At 34.6% G+C, this 18,709-nt stretch carries 13 protein-coding genes; 7 read left to right on the top strand and 6 right to left on the bottom strand.

What is annotated here, in order from left to right; all coding sequences use genetic code 11:
• Positions 1–30 precede the first annotated feature (30 nt).
• Both QO182_RS00945 and QO182_RS00940 read right to left on the bottom strand, forming a co-directional pair.
• Positions 31–2,445, bottom strand: coding sequence for a TonB-dependent receptor domain-containing protein (locus tag QO182_RS00945; RefSeq protein WP_371559416.1), 2,415 nt, complete (start codon positions 2,443–2,445; stop codon positions 31–33).
• A 212-nt stretch (positions 2,446–2,657) separates the two neighbouring features.
• A complete protein-coding gene (locus QO182_RS00940) occupies positions 2,658–6,941 on the bottom strand; it encodes a choice-of-anchor L domain-containing protein (RefSeq protein ID WP_371559414.1) in 4,284 nt (1,427 codons plus the stop codon).
• Positions 6,942–7,142: 201 nt separating this feature from the next.
• On the opposite strand from QO182_RS00940, the gene argS reads away from it, so the two are divergent.
• From argS to QO182_RS00915, 5 genes are all read left to right on the top strand, one after another.
• Positions 7,143–8,921: an arginine--tRNA ligase gene (gene argS, locus QO182_RS00935; protein WP_371559412.1), complete on the top strand. Its 1,779-nt coding sequence runs from the start codon at positions 7,143–7,145 to the stop codon at positions 8,919–8,921.
• Positions 8,922–9,071: 150 nt separating this feature from the next.
• Positions 9,072–10,427, top strand: a complete 1,356-nt coding sequence (gene ffh, locus QO182_RS00930; protein ID WP_339921147.1) for a signal recognition particle protein — start codon at positions 9,072–9,074, stop codon at positions 10,425–10,427.
• A gap of 115 nt (positions 10,428–10,542) precedes the next feature.
• A complete protein-coding gene (locus tag QO182_RS00925) occupies positions 10,543–11,433 on the top strand; it encodes a bifunctional 5,10-methylenetetrahydrofolate dehydrogenase/5,10-methenyltetrahydrofolate cyclohydrolase (RefSeq protein WP_371535163.1) in 891 nt (296 codons plus the stop codon).
• 45 nt (positions 11,434–11,478) lie between these two features.
• Positions 11,479–11,874, top strand: coding sequence for a DUF1801 domain-containing protein (locus QO182_RS00920; protein WP_371559410.1), 396 nt, complete (start codon positions 11,479–11,481; stop codon positions 11,872–11,874).
• 230 nt (positions 11,875–12,104) lie between these two features.
• Entirely contained in the window at positions 12,105–13,031 is a 927-nt protein-coding gene (locus QO182_RS00915) for a magnesium transporter CorA family protein (protein ID WP_371559406.1), read from the top strand.
• A gap of 41 nt (positions 13,032–13,072) precedes the next feature.
• On the opposite strand, the gene rluF is transcribed toward QO182_RS00915, so the two are convergent.
• The 4 genes from rluF to QO182_RS00895 all read right to left on the bottom strand — a co-directional run bounded on the left by rluF (position 13,073) and on the right by QO182_RS00895 (position 16,787).
• The gene (gene rluF / locus QO182_RS00910) at positions 13,073–13,885 is read right to left on the bottom strand and encodes a 23S rRNA pseudouridine(2604) synthase RluF (RefSeq protein WP_371535159.1); all 813 of its coding nucleotides are present in this window, start codon (positions 13,883–13,885) and stop codon (positions 13,073–13,075) included.
• A 143-nt stretch (positions 13,886–14,028) separates the two neighbouring features.
• Positions 14,029–14,871 carry an alpha/beta fold hydrolase gene (locus QO182_RS00905; RefSeq protein WP_371535158.1) on the bottom strand — a complete coding sequence of 281 codons (843 nt, stop codon included), beginning with the start codon at positions 14,869–14,871 and terminating at the stop codon, positions 14,029–14,031.
• 38 nt (positions 14,872–14,909) lie between these two features.
• Positions 14,910–15,689: a zinc ribbon domain-containing protein gene (locus tag QO182_RS00900; protein ID WP_371535157.1), complete on the bottom strand. Its 780-nt coding sequence runs from the start codon at positions 15,687–15,689 to the stop codon at positions 14,910–14,912.
• A 3-nt stretch (positions 15,690–15,692) separates the two neighbouring features.
• Entirely contained in the window at positions 15,693–16,787 is a 1,095-nt protein-coding gene (locus QO182_RS00895; RefSeq protein ID WP_371535156.1) for a Nif3-like dinuclear metal center hexameric protein, read from the bottom strand.
• Between the two features lie 112 nt (positions 16,788–16,899).
• Between QO182_RS00895 and lpxK the strand changes: the two genes are divergently transcribed.
• Positions 16,900–17,937 carry a tetraacyldisaccharide 4'-kinase gene (lpxK, locus tag QO182_RS00890; protein ID WP_371535155.1) on the top strand — a complete coding sequence of 346 codons (1,038 nt, stop codon included), beginning with the start codon at positions 16,900–16,902 and terminating at the stop codon, positions 17,935–17,937.
• On the top strand, positions 17,897–18,709 hold the full coding sequence (locus tag QO182_RS00885) for a purine-nucleoside phosphorylase (RefSeq protein ID WP_371535154.1): 813 nt from the start codon (positions 17,897–17,899) through the stop codon (positions 18,707–18,709). Before lpxK ends, QO182_RS00885 begins: the two co-directional genes overlap by 41 nt.

Below are 18,709 nucleotides of genomic sequence, written 5' to 3'. Positions count from 1 at the left end.
TTCTTTGGTAACAAAATTTAAAACTAATTCTTATAAGGGTCCACCTCCTTGGGTTTCATTCTTGTCTCTTTGCTTTCTCTCAATTGCTTTATTTTTACCACTTCCAAAACGGTAATTGAATCCTACATACACTGTTTGACTTTCCCAATTGAATTGTCCGTTTGTTTTGTAAGGTTTATTATTATCAAAAGCAAAACGCACGGTATTAAAAACATCGCTAAAACGTGCACTAACTGTTCCATTGCCTTTTAAAATAGTGTAACTGGTTCCGATATCCATTTTCCACATGTTAGCAACATCAAATTGAAGACTACGATCTCTTCCTCTGTACATGGCAAATAACTGAATGCGTAAATCTTTGGTTGGTTTAAAAGTATTGTTGACTCTAGCATTAAAAGTGGTCGCATTAATTTCTTCAAAGTCGTAGTTTCCAGGAGTGGTTTCAATGGTTCCTTTTACTTTTTTCTGATACGTGTCTAAGCTAATATTAGCACTCCACCATTTTTTAAAATCTAAATTACCAGATACTTCTAATCCATAAGCATCGTTGTTGTCAAAATTAGCATAAGACAACACTTGCTTGTTTGGGTTTTCTAAATTGGTAAAAAGAACTCTGGTGATTTCGTCTTCAATTTTTCTATAAAAAACGCCAGAAGTAATAGAACCAATTTTTGTCTTTCTAGTATAATTCAATTCAAATGAATTTGTGAATTGCGGAACAAGATTTGGGTTTCCCTCTGAATCTAAAGTCGCCGTACTCCATTCTCTAATTGGGTTCACCTGATCAATACTTGGTCTGTCCACTCTTCTTGAAAAGCTTAAATTAAACGAGTTGTTTTCACTAGGGTTGTAGTTCAGGAAAGTAGAAGGGTAAATGCTTAAAATATCGTCTTTAAATTGTCCATTGGCTTCAGAGACTTGTTTAAATAATGCTTCCACTTTGTATTGTTCCACACGGGCTCCAGCTTGAAAACTCCATTTTTTCCATTGTTTACCCAGAGTGGTATATCCTGAGTAGATATTTCGATCATAAGTAAAATTAGAACTATACGCATTGTCTCTAAATAAATTGTTGTCAGTTGTCTCTTCTCTTAGTTCTAAACCCAATTCTAATTTTATGGTTTCGCTCAAAGGATTGACATAGTCTAGGTTGACAATTGTACTCTTGCTAAGTACACGTACATCGTTTGTGAAGGAGTTGATAAGTGTGTTGTTATCTCTATTTAAATTTGTGTAAATTGCGTTTTCACGACTATCGTCTTCACCATAATTTGCTTCTAATTCTAGGTTATGTCCTTCTTTTTTGAACTTTATCTTATAATCAAAATTATATGTTTGACCTTGGTTGTCTTGTTCGTTTTCATAAGGTTGCAATAAATCTACGTTTGTGGTATTAGAAGTATAATCTACTTGCGTAGCTCCAGAGCCTTTTAATTTATAAAACACCTGATTGGTATAAAACGATATGGTATTGTTGTCATTAAGGTAGTAATCTACTCCAACTTTTGCAAGATGTGAAGTACTGAGGTTGTTAAATTGATAAAGCTGTGTGTTTTCTTTGTCTTCTTCTTCACTTACAATTAGACCGCGGTTAAGGCGTTTACCGTGATTAAGACCATAGTTACCGTAAAAATTAAACTTTCCGTTGCGATAGTTTAAATCAAATGCCGAATTGACTTTTGGCGTTTTCCCAAATGTGACACCATTATTGATACTTCCATTAAAACCTATTTTGCTGTTTTTGTTTAGTACAATATTGATAATTCCACTCATTCCCTCTGGATTGTATTTTGCAGATGGATTAGTTATCAGCTCAATTTGTTTGATAGAAGCCGATGGAATTTGTTGCAATAATTGCGAAGCGTCAATACTAGATGGTTTTCCGTCTATTAAAACTTTTACATTTGAATTTCCTCTTAAACTAATTGCATTTGTTTGCGGATCAACACTTACTGAAGGAATGTTATTCATTATTTCGCTGGCTGTTGCTCCTGTCGAAATTAAATCTTTCCCAACGTTGATAATTTTTCTATCGATTTTTTGTTCAATGGTCGATTTCTCGCTGACGATATCCACACCTTTAAGTTCTATCGCGTCTTCTTTAAGTTCAAAAGTACCTAGGTCAACGTTCTTTTTGTCAGTAGATAATATGACCGTTGTTGAAATGGTTTTGTATCCCATAAATTGTATTTCGATATTATAATTTCTTAAATCAAGACTTTTGATTAAAAAAATTCCTTTATCAGAGGTGATTCCACCAGTAACAAATTTGTCTCCATCTTTTATGATGATGTTGACATAAGGAAGAGATTCATTACTGTTTTTATCGATTACTTTTCCTGTGATACTTCCAGGGTTTTCATTGTTCGAAGTTTTGACTGAAGTTTGCGCTTGCATCGAAACTAGGGTCCCGAAGAGGCATACTAAGATTAATTTGATTTTCATGATTGATGATTTTGATTAAAAATTTGATTGATTTTTCAAAGGTATTGTTTTTATTTTAAATATATGCAATACATAGTACTGTTTTATGCATAAAAAAATATCTAAAATAGAAGGAGATGCTTAATAGACTGTTGAATATTAGTTTTGTTACAGTTTTACAAAAAAAAAAAGACTTTCTGGGAAGAAAGTCTTAAGGTGAAATAGTTTGTGATTTATCTTTTTAATGAAAAGTGAGATCGATATTGTTTAAGAACACCGCCTTCTGTATACTCAATCGAAAACCAATAATCAGTGGCAGGTAAAGGTTTTCCGTTAAAAGTACCATCCCAACCAGTTCCATTAGGGGTAAGTTGTTTTAAGAGTTTACCATATCGGTCGAAGATATATATATTAGGGTTTTCTTGGTTAGGCAGTGCGGTAACATTCCAAGTATCGTTAAAACCATCTCCGTTTGGAGTAAAATATTTAGGACTATTTATTAATTGAATTACAATTGGAATTGTGCTTCCGCACCCATTAGCATCGCTAATACTTATTTCGTGAGTTCCAGATTGCACATTGGTAAATGTATTACTCGTTTGGGGAGAATTTCCATCTATTGAGTAAAGAAAATTACTTCCATCACCTGAAATTGGAATTGCATTTATAATAACGGTTTGACGATCAGAAAACCAATCTTCAGTAGTGTAAGTGATTGATATTGGCGGGAATATTTCTTCAACGGTGAAATCAACTGAATCTGATGAACAGCTAAAGATCGATAGATCGGTTACGGTTAATGTGTAATTGCCGGCTTGATTAGTCGAGAAATCTTTAGCACTACTTAATAGTGTGCCATCAGCCGCTCTCCATTCAAAAGCATATTGCGGCGTTGTATAATTGCTTATACTGTAGGAGTTGCTTGTATTTCCATTAGCAAAATCGTGGCAAATAGGGGTGGTGTTAATAACAGGGTTTGGTTTTGAAAGAATGGTAATTTCCATTGGTTGTTCATCAAAACATATTTTTGTAGTAGCTGTTCCTGTTTCGGCATAGGCGTAAATAGTTGTAGAAGAAGTGATCAAATCTCCTGGAAACTTCTCTGTATTTGTAGCGCTAGGAACACCGGGTTGAGTAAAATATTTGTTTACAGGAGCAACAAAAGGAGGCAGGGCATACGATTCACATCTTGTTACGGGAGGGTAACTTGATACTATAGGAGTATTGTAAATAGTTACCGTAAATTCATCTTCATCAAAACAAGAAACTCTACTGTTGTCCTCAGCATATACGTAAAGCGTTGTAGTATTTGTGATAGGTGCATAAGGTTGGGATAATTTAACTCCACTTCCATTTGGGCCTCCAGTAGCAGTATAATAATCACCTTGTCCAACTATTGCAGGGAGGATATAGGAGTCGCAAGCATATTGATCGTCTATAAGATTTACTTTGGTTATGAATATATCAATTGCGTATTCCTTTGTACAATTATTTGGAGCGGTAGCAGCAGCATATGCATATATTTTTTTTGATGTTGTAATTACAGACCCTGGGGGTAGGATTGGATTTGTCGAAGAGGGACCACCGGCAAATTCATAGTATTCTCCATTCCGTAAATCATCGAGTACAAAATTTGCACCACATTTTATAACTTCTATAGGTCTTGCATCAATTGTAGGTGAACGATTAATTGTAATAAGAAAATTATCTTCTACATAACAGGCGCCTACCGCAGCTTTGTCATAAAAATATATAGTTTGAGTTGCCGTTACTGGATAGCCTACGTCTCTTTTACTTCCACTTCCTAATGGTCCTGTAAAATAATCACCACTGTGAGCAACAGAAGGAAGGTAATAAACATCACAATGTGGTGGCGTATCATTAAATGTAGGTAATGGTGGTATGTTGACAGTAATAGTAAATTGGAGGTTATCTGTACAGTTTTGACCAGGAACGTAGAACCATAAAGTTGTTGTGGTATTAATTACTGTTGCTGCAGGTACTTCAATTCCTCCGCCGGCAACTGCAGTTCTGTATTGACCAAAATTTAAATTGGGTAGCGTGTAAGCAGAGCAAGAATTAACATCCGCTGGAGGAGTAATGTTGGAGAGGTCTACGTAAACTGTAAAACTTTTTTCTGAACTACAGTTTAATGGTGCTGTTCCTGATTCTTTATACGCAAATACCGAAGTAGTATTTGTAATAACTGTTCCTGGAGCGAGAATAGGCATTCCTTTGTTAGTCCCTGAATAATAAGTAGCTCCATTTGGATCACTGGGTAAAGTATAAGAACTACAGGCAAACTGATCTGGATAATCAGGTAGTGCTGTAAACGGGATAATTGTTATTGTAAAGATCCTTTCTTCAGTGCAAGATGGGGTTACAGTTGTGTCTTCAAACCAGACATAAATAGTATTTATTCCGGCTGTTTTTATAGTAATGCCAGCCGGAAGTTCTGTATTTCCACTAGTCTTCGTCCCTCCACTTTGGGTGAAATATTTTCCGTAGGGCAAAGAGGGAAGCTTATATTGTGTACAGTAAGATTCTGACTTTGGGGTGACCGTATTTAAATCGGTGATCGTAATCTTAAAGGATTCTTGATTTGTACAGCCTCCTGATTGATTGTAAACATACAAGGTAGTATTTGTATTAATGCTGTTTCCCGCAAATAATTCTGTTCCAGTTCCATTGGCGCCAGTCCAGTATTGTGCTCCAGTTTTAGTCAATATAGGCAGTGAATAGGCAGTACATACAAATACGTCTGGCAGAATGTCAACTTCTGGTAAAGGAGTCACAATAAGATCGAAGCTTGTGGTGATATAACAATCTGGGTTTGAAATGTTTTGAATTCGGGCCCATATGGTTCGACTCGAGGATAATAAAAAATTGTTAGTTTTTATAGCTAAAATAGCAGTGTTATTATTTGCGCCTGCCAGGGTTGTATGGAAAGTTAAGATATTATATGTAGTATCTTGCGATCCCAGAATAGAAGCTATTGAGGTGTTCAGGTCGAAATCAGCTTTTGGTGGATTTTCGGATGCACTTAGGGCGCATAAAGTGATGTTGCTGGGGGTGGTTGCAATTATGGGACTATTAACAATTTGTAATTGGAAAGAACGGATTTCAAAACAGTTAGTAGTAGGGTTTTGAATTCTAGCATAAATAGTTTTTCCGTTTTCAGCGTTAGAAATACTATGCGGACTCGTTATCGCATTATTGTTAGCTATGGCGTCGGTATCGCTAAGGTGATATGTTATTAGTGTTCCTGAAGTTAAGTCATCTAAAACACCACTAGCCGAAGTAGATTGATTTTTTCCTGCCAATATTTTTATTGTATTTTTAGTCAGATCAAAATCATAAGTTAATAAGCCAGTATTACAAAGGTAAATGGGAGGTACAGTTGTCATTACTCCAATTTCGGGGTATATTTCAACCTTTATTTCATCGGTCACTTCTGTGCATCCAGGTTCGATATAACTCACACTATAATTATGAATTCCAGAGCTGATAAGTGGTAGAAGAGAATTTAGATTTAGCGTGGATGCTGTTTGTGCTGGCGAAAATGGGACTCCTTCTTTTTTCCATATAAAAGTAGTTCCCGCAGGTAAACCAGTTGCGTTTAGAGTTGGTAAAACTGTTGATGGACAGATAGCTCTATTGTTGGCAGTGGTATAATCCATGCCTAAAACATCTTGTCCAATATTAAAACTGTTAGCTTCCAAGAAAATGGCAGAATCATAGGCTACATTATCACCTCCGTCGGCAATTACTAATTTGATTCTGTATGTATGCGTAGTATCTAATCCTGATGCCGAAGCCACCATCTCAACTGTTTGACCATTAAAATTGATTGCAGGTCCAAAGCCACTCGGGTTGTATGCGCCAAAATAACTTGGATTTGCAGAAGGGCAATCTGAATTATAAGTATCGTCTCGAATAGTTTCAACAGAAACCGGAATATTAGTACCAGGAATTACTGCTATATTTCTATTTATTCCACTTGCGGTTACATCTTTTAATAAAAAAGCAAAAGCATCTGAGAAATTGCATTGTGAAGTTCCGTATTCCTCTGAAGCAAATAAAAAGGAAAAATCAAAGTTGGGTGTTTTGGGTTGAAAGTCAAATTCGATATAGGTTGCATTAACGGAATTAATAGTAATTCCTGATTGTGAAAGAAGATTGTTTTCTAAATCGGTATCACCAGTCCAGGAACTGTTTCCATCACTCAATATGTTGTCATTAGGAGCAGGTGATTTAGTCACATCACCAGTAGATAGTACTACACCACTGGAAAAAGGGAAATTAGAATTGGTGTTTTCAAAATAGCCAATGCTATTAGTTGAGCCAAATTGCGATCCTGATTTTACATTTATATTAATTGCATTAACACATGGGGAGTTAATCAATACTTGATTAACAAGCTCATCGGCGGTATATTTAGTTGTATTAACAGTTATTGATTGTGAAAAAGAAGAAAAAAAAACCATTAACAATCCAAAAATAAAGATCTTTTTCATGTGTTTAAAATTTATGTCCTTAACAAAAATAACATTTATAAAATGAATATTTTGACATTCAGCGAATTTTATAACTATCTAATTTTCATAGTAGTAAAAATGCTATATTGCTTTGGTTTCCATTTTAAAATGGATTAGAATTTTTTTTACGACCATATTAAGGAATTAGAATTATCTTTGCACCCTTAAAACCTTTACAAAATGACATTATCACAAATTCTTACCCCTTCAATTGAAAAAGCAGTCCAAGCCTTATTTGATATTGCTATTGACAAAGTAGAGTTTCAAACTACACGGAAGGAATTTGAAGGAGATATCACCATGGTAATTTTTCCTCTATTGAAAGTTATCAAAAGTAATCCTGTAGAATTAGGAAATAAAATAGGAAACTATTTAGTGGAGAATATAGCCGAAGTAAGCCGTTTTAATGTGGTTTCTGGTTTTTTGAATATTATTATTTCTGATGAGTATTATTTAAATTTCTTTAATGGAATAAAGGACGATGCAAAATTTGGTTTCGTAACTCCAAGCCCTGAAGACACAGCAGTAATGGTAGAATACTCTTCGCCAAATACGAATAAACCGTTGCACTTAGGTCACGTGCGTAATAATCTATTGGGTTATTCTGTAGCTGAAATTATTAAGGCTTCGGGTAAAAAAGTGTACAAAACCCAAATCATAAACGATAGAGGAATTCACATTTGCAAATCGATGCTGGCATGGCAGAAATTTGGAAACGAAGAAACCCCTGAAAGTACAGGCTTAAAAGGAGATAAACTAGTGGGAAACTACTATGTGGCCTTCGACAAAGCGTACAAAGTGGAAATAGCTCAATTAGTGAGCGAAGGAAAAACCGAAGAAGAAGCCAAGAAGCAAGCCCCCATTATTTTAGAAGCACAGGAAATGCTTTTGAAATGGGAAGCTGGTGATGAAGAAGTTATTGCACTTTGGAAAAAAATGAATCAATGGGTTTATGACGGATTTGCGACTACCTATAAAAATTTAGGAGTTGATTTTGATTGTTATTATTATGAAAGCAACACCTATTTATTAGGGAAAAATGTAGTTCAGATTGGTTTAGAAAAAGGTGTTTTCGAAAAAGATCCTGATGGTTCTGTTTGGATTGATCTAACTGATGAAGGTTTAGACCGTAAAATCGTCTTGCGTTCTGATGGTACTGCGGTTTATATGACGCAGGATATTGGTACAGCTATCCAGCGTGTGAAAGATTATCCAGATGTAGGAGGGATGGTTTACACTGTAGGTAATGAGCAAGATTACCATTTTAAAGTGTTGTTTCTAATATTGAAAAAATTAGGCTTTGACTGGTCTAAAAACCTATATCATTTATCGTATGGAATGGTAGATTTACCTTCCGGAAAAATGAAAAGTCGTGAAGGAACTGTAGTAGATGCAGATGACTTGATGCAAGAAATGACAGATACTGCTCAAAAAATTTCTGAAGATTTAGGGAAATTAGACAGTTATTCTGCCGAAGAAAAAACGAAATTATACAATACGATTGGTCTGGGTGCTTTAAAATACTATATACTTAAAGTAGATCCTAAAAAACGAATCCTTTTTAACCCAGAAGAATCAGTAGATTTTGCAGGGAATACAGGGCCGTTTATACAATATACTTATGCGAGAATCCAGTCGATCATTCGTAAAGCTAATTTTGATTTTTCGAATAAATCAGGAATGGTGGAACTTCACCCAAAAGAGAAAGAATTATTGAAACAACTTGAATTATTTCCAGAAGTGATTCAAAATGCGGCACAAAATCATAGTCCAGCTTTATTGGCTAATTTTGTGTATGACTTAGTACGTGAATACAATTCTTTTTATCAGGCGGTACCAATTTTAGGTTCAGAAATAGAAATTGAAAAAATATTCAGAGTGCAGTTATCAAAAAAGGTAGCAGATACCATTGCAGCTTCTTTTAGCTTGCTAGGGATAGATGTTCCTGAGCGTATGTAATTAAACCAAAATAATCAAAGAAAAGCGGCTCCAATTTGGGGCCGCTTTTTATTTGAAATAATATGATATGGAACCTGCCAATTATCTAATAATCTAATTGCCTAATAATCTAACTTAGTTTATCTTTGCATTTCAATAAAATAAAAAACTATGTTCGATAATTTAAGCGATAAACTAGACAAGGCCTTTCATATATTAAAAGGGCACGGAAAAATCACCGAAGTAAACGTGGCTGAAACTTTAAAAGAAGTTAGAAGAGCCTTACTGGATGCCGATGTGAATTTTAAAATCGCGAAAGATTTTACGAATAAAGTAAAAGAAAAAGCTTTAGGGCAGGACGTTTTAACGACACTTCAACCAGGACAATTGTTGGTTAAGTTAGTGAAAGACGAACTGACAGAATTGATGGGTGGTGATGTTGCGGGAATAAACCTTTCTGGAAACCCTACTGTTATTTTAATGTCTGGTTTACAAGGTTCTGGAAAAACAACTTTTTCTGGAAAATTGGCTAATTACCTTTTAACTAAAAAGAATAAAAAACCACTTTTAGTTGCCTGTGATATCTATCGTCCGGCGGCAATTCAACAATTATACGTTGTTGGAGATTCTATTGGTGTTGAGGTGTATTCAGAACCTGAAAATAAAAATCCAGTTGAAATTGCACAAAATGCAATTAAGCATGCTAAAGCAAAAGGATTTGATGTTGTTATTGTGGATACAGCTGGACGTCTAGCTGTTGATACGGAGATGATGAATGAAATTTCACGTGTTCATAAAGCAATTCAACCACAAGAAACTTTGTTTGTTGTTGATGCAATGACAGGTCAAGATGCAGTAAATACAGCAAAAGCCTTTAATGATATATTAAATTTCGACGGTGTTATATTAACTAAATTAGATGGTGATACACGTGGTGGAGCCGCTCTTTCAATAAAAACTGTAGTTAACAAACCGATTAAGTTTGTAGGTACAGGCGAGAAAATGGAAGCGATTGATGTATTTTACCCTGTTCGTATGGCGGAACGTATCCTGGGAATGGGAGATGTTGTGTCGTTAGTGGAAAGAGCACAAGAACAATTTGATGAAGAAGAAGCTAGAAAAATTCAAAAGAAAATCGCGAAGAACGAATTCGGTTTTGATGATTTCCTTTCTCAAATTCAGCAAGTGAAGAAAATGGGTAATATGAAAGACTTGGTTGGGATGATACCAGGTGCTTCTAAAGCCATGAAAGACGTCGAGATAGAAGATGATGCATTCAAGCATATTGAGGCTATTATTCACTCGATGACTCCAGCAGAGAGAAGTAAACCCTCTTTGATTGATGTGAAAAGAAAAGCAAGGATATCTAAAGGTTCAGGGACTAAAATTGAGCAAGTCAATCAATTGATGAAACAGTTTGAGCAAATGAGCAAAATGATGAAAATGATGCAAGGGCCAGGCGGAAAAAACCTTATGAAGATGATGGGCGGAATGAAAGGAATGCCTGGAGGCGGAGCGATGCGCTAAATATTTGGTTAAGGTTTAAAGTTTCATGTTTAATGAAATTTTAAACCTTACTCTTTTATAGGAATATCAGTTCTTGTAAAAAAAACAGAAAGTAAAACTTGAAACTAAAAATAAAATGCAACTACTAGACGGAAAAAAAACAGCGGAAGATATTAAAAGTGAAATCGCAGCCGAAGTACAAAAGATGAAAAATAATGGGGAGAAAGTTCCTCATTTAGCCGCAGTAATTGTGGGGAACGATGGAGCAAGTTTAACTTATGTAGGAAGTAAGGTAAGAGCATGTGAAAGAGTTGGTTTTGAATCTACTTTGGTGAAATTACCAAGCACTACTTCTGAAACTGAATTACTTAAAAAAATTAAGGAGTTAAATGAAGACGATAATATCGATGGATTTATAGTTCAATTACCGCTTCCAGAGCAAATTGATGAGCAAAAAGTATTGATGGCAGTTAGTCCAAGTAAAGATGTCGATGGATTTCATCCTGAGAATTTCGGAAAAATGGCTTTGGATATGAGTACTTTTATTCCTGCAACACCTTACGGAATATTAGAATTATTAGAACGTTATGGAGTAGAGACTAAAGGAAAACATACCGTAGTAATTGGTCGTAGTCATATTGTGGGAAGACCTATGAGTATCTTAATGGGTAGAAAGGGGTTTCCTGGAAATTCAACAGTTACGTTGACACATAGCTACACTAAAAACATTGAAGAGATCACTATTCAAGCTGATATCATAATCACAGCCTTAGGAGTGCCTAATTATCTTAAAGCAGATATGGTTAAAGACGGAGTTGTTGTTATTGATGTGGGAATTACTCGTGTTCCAGATGAATCAACAGAAAAAGGATATGTAATTACTGGTGATGTAGATTTTGACAATGTAAGTAAAAAAGCAAGTTTTATTACTCCAGTTCCCGGTGGAGTAGGACCTATGACAATAGCAATGTTGTTGAAAAACACACTGTTGGCAAGAGAAATGAAAATGTTGAAATTAGAAAAATAAATAAATACAAAGCCTATTCTTCTGAATAGGCTTTTTTTTAGAATTATGGAAAACCCACAAGAAATAGAGTTCAAATCTACAGAAGAATTTCTAGACTATTTGCCTGAAAAAGAATTAGAAATCGTTCTTTTTCTTCGCAACATTGTGATGGAATGTATGCCAGATTTCAAAGAAAAATTAGCTTACAGCATTCCGTTTTATTATCGCCATTCACGAATTTGTTATATATGGCCTGCTTCCATTCCCTCAGAGAAAGTTAATAGTGGTGTTGGAATAGGTTTTTGTAAAAATGAAAATTTTTTGGATGAAACTTTTGTGGAAACAAAATTCATATATCATGCAATACAAGATATTGATGTAGCAGTTTTAAAAAAGCAAATCGAGAATGCTATTGTGATTGATGATAAAATTGTAAAAGCCAGAAGAAGAAAAATACAATAATCTTCTTTGCAGTCTAGGAAGGGGAATATGGTAAGGTTATATTTTCTTTCATTACTAACTTAAATTTTTCTTAAAAAAAATGCAAATGGTTAGGCGGTGTAAAATAAAGAATACTTTTGCAGCACTAAAAAATAGTACTTTATAATGGACGATTATTATTCGGAAATGTTGAACTAATTGTAGCGCTTGTGATATTTCAAGAGGCTATGCTAAACCTATAGAATTTTGAAATGAGAGCTTTTTACAAAAATAATAACGGATTAATTGCAGTGCAAAAATGGTTTCCTAACTGTTGGATAAATATCGAATGTCCAACGGAAGCCGAAAAAAAATACTTACTTGAAGAGCTTCAAATTCCGGAAGCCTTTTACAACGACATTGAAGATATTGACGAAAGACCTCGTATTGAGGTAGAAAATGGATGGACATTAATCATCATGCGCATTCCTGTGAAGAGTAATGATGTGAAACTTCCTTTTCATACTATTCCTGTAGGGATTGTATTTAAAGATGAGGTTTGTGTTACCGTTAGCTTTCATCAAACAGAGATGTTAACGGACTTTGTTACTTATACACAAAGAAAGAATATCGATATTAAAGATAATTTCGATTTAGTTTTAAGACTATTGTTGTCCTCCAGTATTTGGTATTTAAAATATTTGAAACAAGTCAATCAAAAAATTAAACTAGCCGAAGACAATTTGGAGAAATCCATAAAAAATGAAGAGCTACAGGCTTTGTTGCAAATAGAAAAATGTTTAGTGTTCTTTATGACTTCTTTAAAAGGGAATGATATTTTGTTGCATCGAATTAAAAACATCAAATCACAACGCGTTAATTATGATCTTGATTTACTGGAAGATGTAGAAATTGAATTGCGTCAAGCCCAGGAAACTACTAATATTTATAGTGATATCTTGACTGGAACCATGGATGCGTATGCTTCAGTTATTTCTAATAACATGAATAATATCATGAAACAAATGACCTCTATCTCAATTATTTTGATGATTCCTACGGTAATTGCCAGTTTTTACGGGATGAATGTTCCTAATGGCTTGCAGGATAATCCGATGGGTTTATGGGTGTTGGTGCTGGTCTCCATTATTCTCTCTATTTTTGGTGTGTTCTTGTTTAAGAGAAAAAGATGGTTTTAAAAATAAAAAAACGGTGTAAATAATTTTACACCGTTTTTGTTTTAATAATCGCCTCTTTTCTTGAATCTTGGATCATCTCTTTTGATGAACTCTGTTCTTCTTTTTGGAGTTTCTGTTTTTGGCAAACTAGCTTCTTCTGTTTTGCTTGAAGGTTCGATAAGTTCGTTCAGTTCTTTTATTTCAGCATCAGTCAAATCACGGAATCTTCCCATCGGGATATCAAGTGAGATATTTATGATTCGAATTCGTTTTAGACCGATAACTTCGTATCCTAAATATTCACACATTCTACGAATTTGACGATTTAAACCTTGCGTAAGAACAATTTTAAAGATGTCATTACTGATTTGTTCCACTTTACAATTTCTGGTCACCGTATCCAAGATAGGAATTCCATTTCCCATTCTTTCAATGAAACGATCTGTAATAGGTTTGTTTACAGTTACTGTATATTCTTTTTCGTGATTGTTTCTAGCGCGTAATATTTTATTGACGATATCACCATCGTTAGTCATAAATATTAATCCTTCACTAGCTTTATCTAGTCGGCCAATTGGGAAAATACGTTTTGGGTAATTGATATAATCGATGATATTATTGCGCACATCTAAGTTGGTTGTGCATTCAATTCCTACAGGTTTGTAGAAGGCCAAGTAAACGGGCTTCTCGTGTTTTTCACGGATCAATTTACCGTCAATACGCACTTCGTCATGCGGCGAAACTTTAGTTCCTAATTCGGGAATAACTCCGTTTAGAGTGACACGTCCTTCATCGATTAGTTTATCAGCTTCTCGACGAGAGCAATAGCCAGTTTCTCCTATGAATTTATTAAGGCGTTTTAGATTATCTTCCATTCTGCAAAAGTAATCAATTTGGTAAATAGATAAGGGTATAACTTAAAAATTCATTGTTCGCATTACGATATTCAACTTTTTTTAATTTTGAATGTTTACTATAGAAGGTGGAATGTAGAAATTGAGGAAGCAGGTTTTTTTAGTTACTCAAATAAAAATTGAGCGATTTTTGTGTATAATTCAGCACTGTGCATGCTGTGACCAAGGCCTCTGGTTTCAATGAAAACAGAATCTTTCCAGGTACTTGCTATTTTTTTTCCTTCTTGAAATAAAACGACTGTATCATCTTTATCATGAGCGATAAATCCTTTTGTTTGTATGTCGGCAGCAAATACTTTTCCTGAAAAATTTTCTAATTTAAGTTGGAAATGTTTGAGGTAGTGCGCTTCTAAACCTCCTGAAATTATCGAATTTAAGCTAAGCATTTCGATATAATTATTGAGAATTATTTTGAAATCACTTGGTGAGCCTAATATAACAGTCTTTTTAATACTGTTGTTTTGGTAAGTAGATTGATAATACAAACAGGTTTTGGCTCCTAAAGAGTGGCCGATAAGATATTGTGGTTTGAATTTTTGCATTAGAATGTCAATAAATGCAGCATACTGTGGAATGTTGAATTCCTTACCACTCGAAAGACCGTGAGCAGGTGCGTCAATAGCTATGACAGTACTTCCTGATTTTCTTAAATAAGGTAAAATATTTTCCCAACGCGATGCATTACTTTCCCAGCCGTGCACTAAAAGGATAATAGTGTCATTTCCTTTCCAAGTGTAGGTTTGAAAATGGGATCCCTTGTGATGGTACGTTTCTTTTTCGGTTTCTTGTAGAATAGTAGGGAGTTTGTCCTTAAGGAGTTTTCCATCTCTGGGTTCGCTAAATAAAGTGTACGCAAGTTGGGTCGCTTTTTTAGGTAATAAAAAACTCAGAACATTGATATATATTCCAACAGATTTAGTAAAGAGAAAATAGATTGTTTTTTTCATAAAAAAAAGTCCCGATGTTTATCGGGACTTAAATATAATTAAAATTTAGAAAATAACTTTTCCATTTTTTCTTTTTCTTCATCAGCCAGAACGCTGTCAACTAATATTCTTCCTGAATGCTCGTCGATTATGATTTTCTTTCTAGAAGCAATTTCAACCTGTGTTTGAGGTGGAATTGTAAAGAAAGATCCGGCAGATGCTCCTCTTTCGATAGAAACAACAGCTAAACCATTACGAACACTTGTTCTGATTCTAGTATAAGCAGCCATTAATCTAGGCTCAATTTGGCTTTGGTATTCATTAGATTTCTCTGTTAGAAATTCCTCTTCCTTTGCAGTTTCAGACATAATTGCGTCTAATTCTGATTTTTTATGTTTCAAGTGATTTGATTTTATTTCTAATCTTTCTTTAGATTGAGAAATAACATCTTTCTTGTGTTCAATAGAAGCTTTCATTTCTTTCATTTGCTTTTCAGCTAATTGAATTTCAAGCTCTTGGAACTCAACTTCTTTAGTCAAAGAGTTGAATTCTCTATTGTTACGAACAGTTTCTTGTTGTTTTGTATACTTTTTGATAGACTCTTTGTGCTCATCAATTGCATTCTTTTTTCCTTTGATAAGGTCTTCGATAACTTCGAGTTCGCTTTTCAATTTTTCAGAACGTGTGCTTAAACCTGCAACTTCATCTTCTAAATCTTCCACTTCTAGAGGAAGTTCACCTCTTACGTTTCTGATTTCGTCAATCCTAGAGTCAATAAGTTGTAAATCGTAAATTGCTCTTAACTTGTCCTCAACACTTAATTCTTTCGTATTCGCCATATTCTATAAGTACTTAACTGGATTTGTATTTTCTTCTGATAAAATGATTGCAAAATTAAGGATTTTTTTCCGAAGATAATCAACAATATAATTTTTTGTATAGCGTTCGCTTTCAAAATGTCCAATATCGGCCAAAAGAAGCTGATTTTCGGCCTCATAAAACTGATGATACTTCAAATCAGCGGTTAAAAAAGCATCGGCTCCAGCCATAATTGCATTTTTTATCGCATAACTTCCAGATCCACCCAGTACCGCTACTTTTTTTATCGGCTTTCCTGTGAATGCCGAATGGCGAATTCCTTCTGCCTGCATTTTTTGTTTCACAGCCGTTAAAAACTCTTTTTCGTCCATTGGCGTTTCAAACTCACCGATCATTCCTAAACCTATATTTTGATGGCTATTTTGCAATTGATAAATTTCATACGCGACCTCCTCGTAGGCATGATGACTAAATAGCGCTTTTAGTATTTTTGACTCTAAATGTTTTTCGAATGTTACTTCGATTTTAATTTCTGTAGTTTCTACAAATTCAAATCGCTCGCCTAATTGCGGATCACTGTTTTCGTTACCCATATAAGTTCCGATGCCCTTAGAGTTGAAACTGCAATCTTCATAGTTGCCAATGTTTCCTGCTCCAGCGTCAAATAGTGCATTGCGCAGTTTTTCGGCATTTTCAGGTATAGTATAGGTAACTAATTTGCGAATGAAGTTTTGTTTAGGAATCAAGATTTTTGTGTTCTTAAGTCCTAGAGCATCACAAAATATTTTATTAACTCCGTTTTGGTGATTGTCTAAGGCTGTATGAACAGCATAAATGGCAATGTCGTTTTTTATGGCTTTGATTATAGAGCGTTCTACGTAATTTTTGCCTGTTATTTTCTTTAAACCAGAAAATAAAATAGGGTGGAAGCATACCACTAGATTGCATTTTTTTGCAATTGCTTCGTCAATCACATTTTCTAGTGCATCATGACATACTAGTATACCTGTAGCTTCTGTATTTTGGTCTCCAACGAGTAATCCAACATTATCAAAATCTTCTGCGTAAGCAAGCGGTGCCATTTCTTCGAGTACTGAAAGTATTTCTTTTATTTTCATGGTTTTTTGGTTTAAAGTCTAAGGTTTAAAGTTTGATGATTGCTTAACTTTAAACTTTAAACAAAAGAAACAAAATATTTATTTCAAAGATAATTTATTATACTTTCGTATAATGATTTTACTGCGAAAAATACTTTTTCCGTTTGCTGTTTTATATGGTTTCATAACGGGTATTCGGAATTTTCTGTTTGATTTCGGAATTTTAAAATCCTATACTTTTGAGTTGCCTATTATAGCTGTGGGAAATCTAAGCTTGGGTGGTACTGGAAAAACGCCTCAAATCGAATACTTAATACGATTGCTATCTGAGGAGTATAGCGTTGCTACATTGAGTCGGGGATATAAACGAAAGTCTGAAGGTTTTCTATTAGCTGATGCTTCATCTAATGCTGAAGTGCTGGGTGACGAACCATTCCAATTCTATAAAAAATTTAAGAACATTCAAGTGGCTGTTGATGCTGATCGTAAGAACGGGATTGAACAATTACTTTCGAAAGCACAAAAGCCAGAAGTGATATTACTTGATGATGCGTACCAGCACCGGAAAGTAAAAGCGGGTTTCTATATTTTGCTTACTTCTTATGGCGAGTTGTATTGTGATGATTTTATGCTTCCTACGGGGAATTTAAGAGAGAGTAGAAGTGGCGCAAAAAGAGCCAATGTGATTATCGTTACAAAATGCCCTTCAAACCTATCAACAGAAGAGCAAAATAGTATTAGAAACAGATTGAAAACAGCTAAAAACCAAGAGCTGTATTTTACGACTATTGAGTATGATGAATTTGTTTATTCAGAAAAGGGAGTAAGAGCAGTACAGGATATTTTAGGTACAGATAAATTACTTTTGGCTGGTATTGCAAAACCAGCATCTTTTTTTGCATATTTGCAGGCTGCAAATGATGTAAGTATAGCCTTTCCAGACCATCATCATTTTAGTGAAAAAGATATTTTAGACATTAAAAATAAATCATTAAACAAGATCATTATTACTACTGAAAAGGATTATGTTCGATTGCTGGGGAGAATTCCTGCTGATCAACTTTTTTATTTACCGATAAAAAGTCGTTTTCTCAAAGGAGATGAACTGTTTAGAAAAACAATTATGAATTATGTGGGAACAAGTACAAGAGACGGTAAGTTATATCAATAAAATAAATAATTTCAATCCAGAATATGGAGTTATTTTAGGTTCGGGATTAGGAAGTTTTACGGAAGACATTAAAATAGAATTTACGTTACCGTATAATGAAATACCTAATTTTCCGGTATCTACAGTTCAGGGTCATAAAGGGGCTTTGGTTTTTGGTACTATTGGGGATAAAAAAGTAGTAGCGATGCAAGGTCGTTTTCATTTCTATGAAGGATACTCGATGAAAGAAGTGACTTTTCCAGTGCGCGTGTTGAAATTTTTAGGAGTTAAAAAGCTAATAGTTTCAAATGCATCAGGAGGAGTAAACCCTATTTATAAGATTGGAGAAATTATTATCATAAAGGATCATATTAATTTTACGCCAGAGCATCCGTTACGTGGTACAAATGACGAACGTTTTGGTCCTCGATTTGTAAATATGAGTGAGCCCTATTCTAGAAAAATGATTGCAAAAGCAAAAGAGCTAGCTTTAGAATTAAATATCGAAGTTAAAGACGGGATTTATTTAGGGTTACAAGGGCCTAGCTTTGAAACGTTAGCAGAGTACAAAATGGTTAAAATTCTAGGTGCTGATTGCGTAGGGATGTCTACTGTGCCAGAAGTTATTGTTGCACGTCACATGGATTTAGAAACTTTTGGAATTTCAGTAATTACAGATATAGGGGATGAAGCTAATATTGATACAATCTCTCATGACGAAGTGTTAGAGGCAGCGCAAAACGCGGAACCTAATGTAAGAAAGTTAATCAGAGAGTTGATTTTAAAATACTAA

Origin of the sequence: Flavobacterium sp. Arc2 (genome assembly GCF_041431385.1) — a bacterium.
GTDB lineage: Bacteria > Bacteroidota > Bacteroidia > Flavobacteriales > Flavobacteriaceae > Flavobacterium.
This window is presented reverse-complemented; position numbering and strand designations above follow the sequence as displayed.

What these genes read in the sequence shown, in the direction of transcription:
- QO182_RS00885 (WP_371535154.1), top strand. Translation starts at nt 17,897, where the DNA reads ATGTGGGAACAAGTACAAGAGACGGTAAGTTATATCAATAAAATAAAT.
- QO182_RS00915 (WP_371559406.1), top strand. Translation starts at nt 12,105, where the DNA reads ATGAGAGCTTTTTACAAAAATAATAACGGATTAATTGCAGTGCAAAAA.
- ffh (WP_339921147.1), top strand. Translation starts at nt 9,072, where the DNA reads ATGTTCGATAATTTAAGCGATAAACTAGACAAGGCCTTTCATATATTA.
- QO182_RS00900 (WP_371535157.1), bottom strand. Translation starts at nt 15,689, where the DNA reads ATGGCGAATACGAAAGAATTAAGTGTTGAGGACAAGTTAAGAGCAATT.
- QO182_RS00895 (WP_371535156.1), bottom strand. Translation starts at nt 16,787, where the DNA reads ATGAAAATAAAAGAAATACTTTCAGTACTCGAAGAAATGGCACCGCTT.
- argS (WP_371559412.1), top strand. Translation starts at nt 7,143, where the DNA reads ATGACATTATCACAAATTCTTACCCCTTCAATTGAAAAAGCAGTCCAA.
- QO182_RS00925 (WP_371535163.1), top strand. Translation starts at nt 10,543, where the DNA reads ATGCAACTACTAGACGGAAAAAAAACAGCGGAAGATATTAAAAGTGAA.
- QO182_RS00905 (WP_371535158.1), bottom strand. Translation starts at nt 14,871, where the DNA reads ATGAAAAAAACAATCTATTTTCTCTTTACTAAATCTGTTGGAATATAT.
- QO182_RS00945 (WP_371559416.1), bottom strand. Translation starts at nt 2,445, where the DNA reads ATGAAAATCAAATTAATCTTAGTATGCCTCTTCGGGACCCTAGTTTCG.
- QO182_RS00920 (WP_371559410.1), top strand. Translation starts at nt 11,479, where the DNA reads ATGGAAAACCCACAAGAAATAGAGTTCAAATCTACAGAAGAATTTCTA.
- lpxK (WP_371535155.1), top strand. Translation starts at nt 16,900, where the DNA reads ATGATTTTACTGCGAAAAATACTTTTTCCGTTTGCTGTTTTATATGGT.
- rluF (WP_371535159.1), bottom strand. Translation starts at nt 13,885, where the DNA reads ATGGAAGATAATCTAAAACGCCTTAATAAATTCATAGGAGAAACTGGC.
- QO182_RS00940 (WP_371559414.1), bottom strand. Translation starts at nt 6,941, where the DNA reads ATGAAAAAGATCTTTATTTTTGGATTGTTAATGGTTTTTTTTTCTTCT.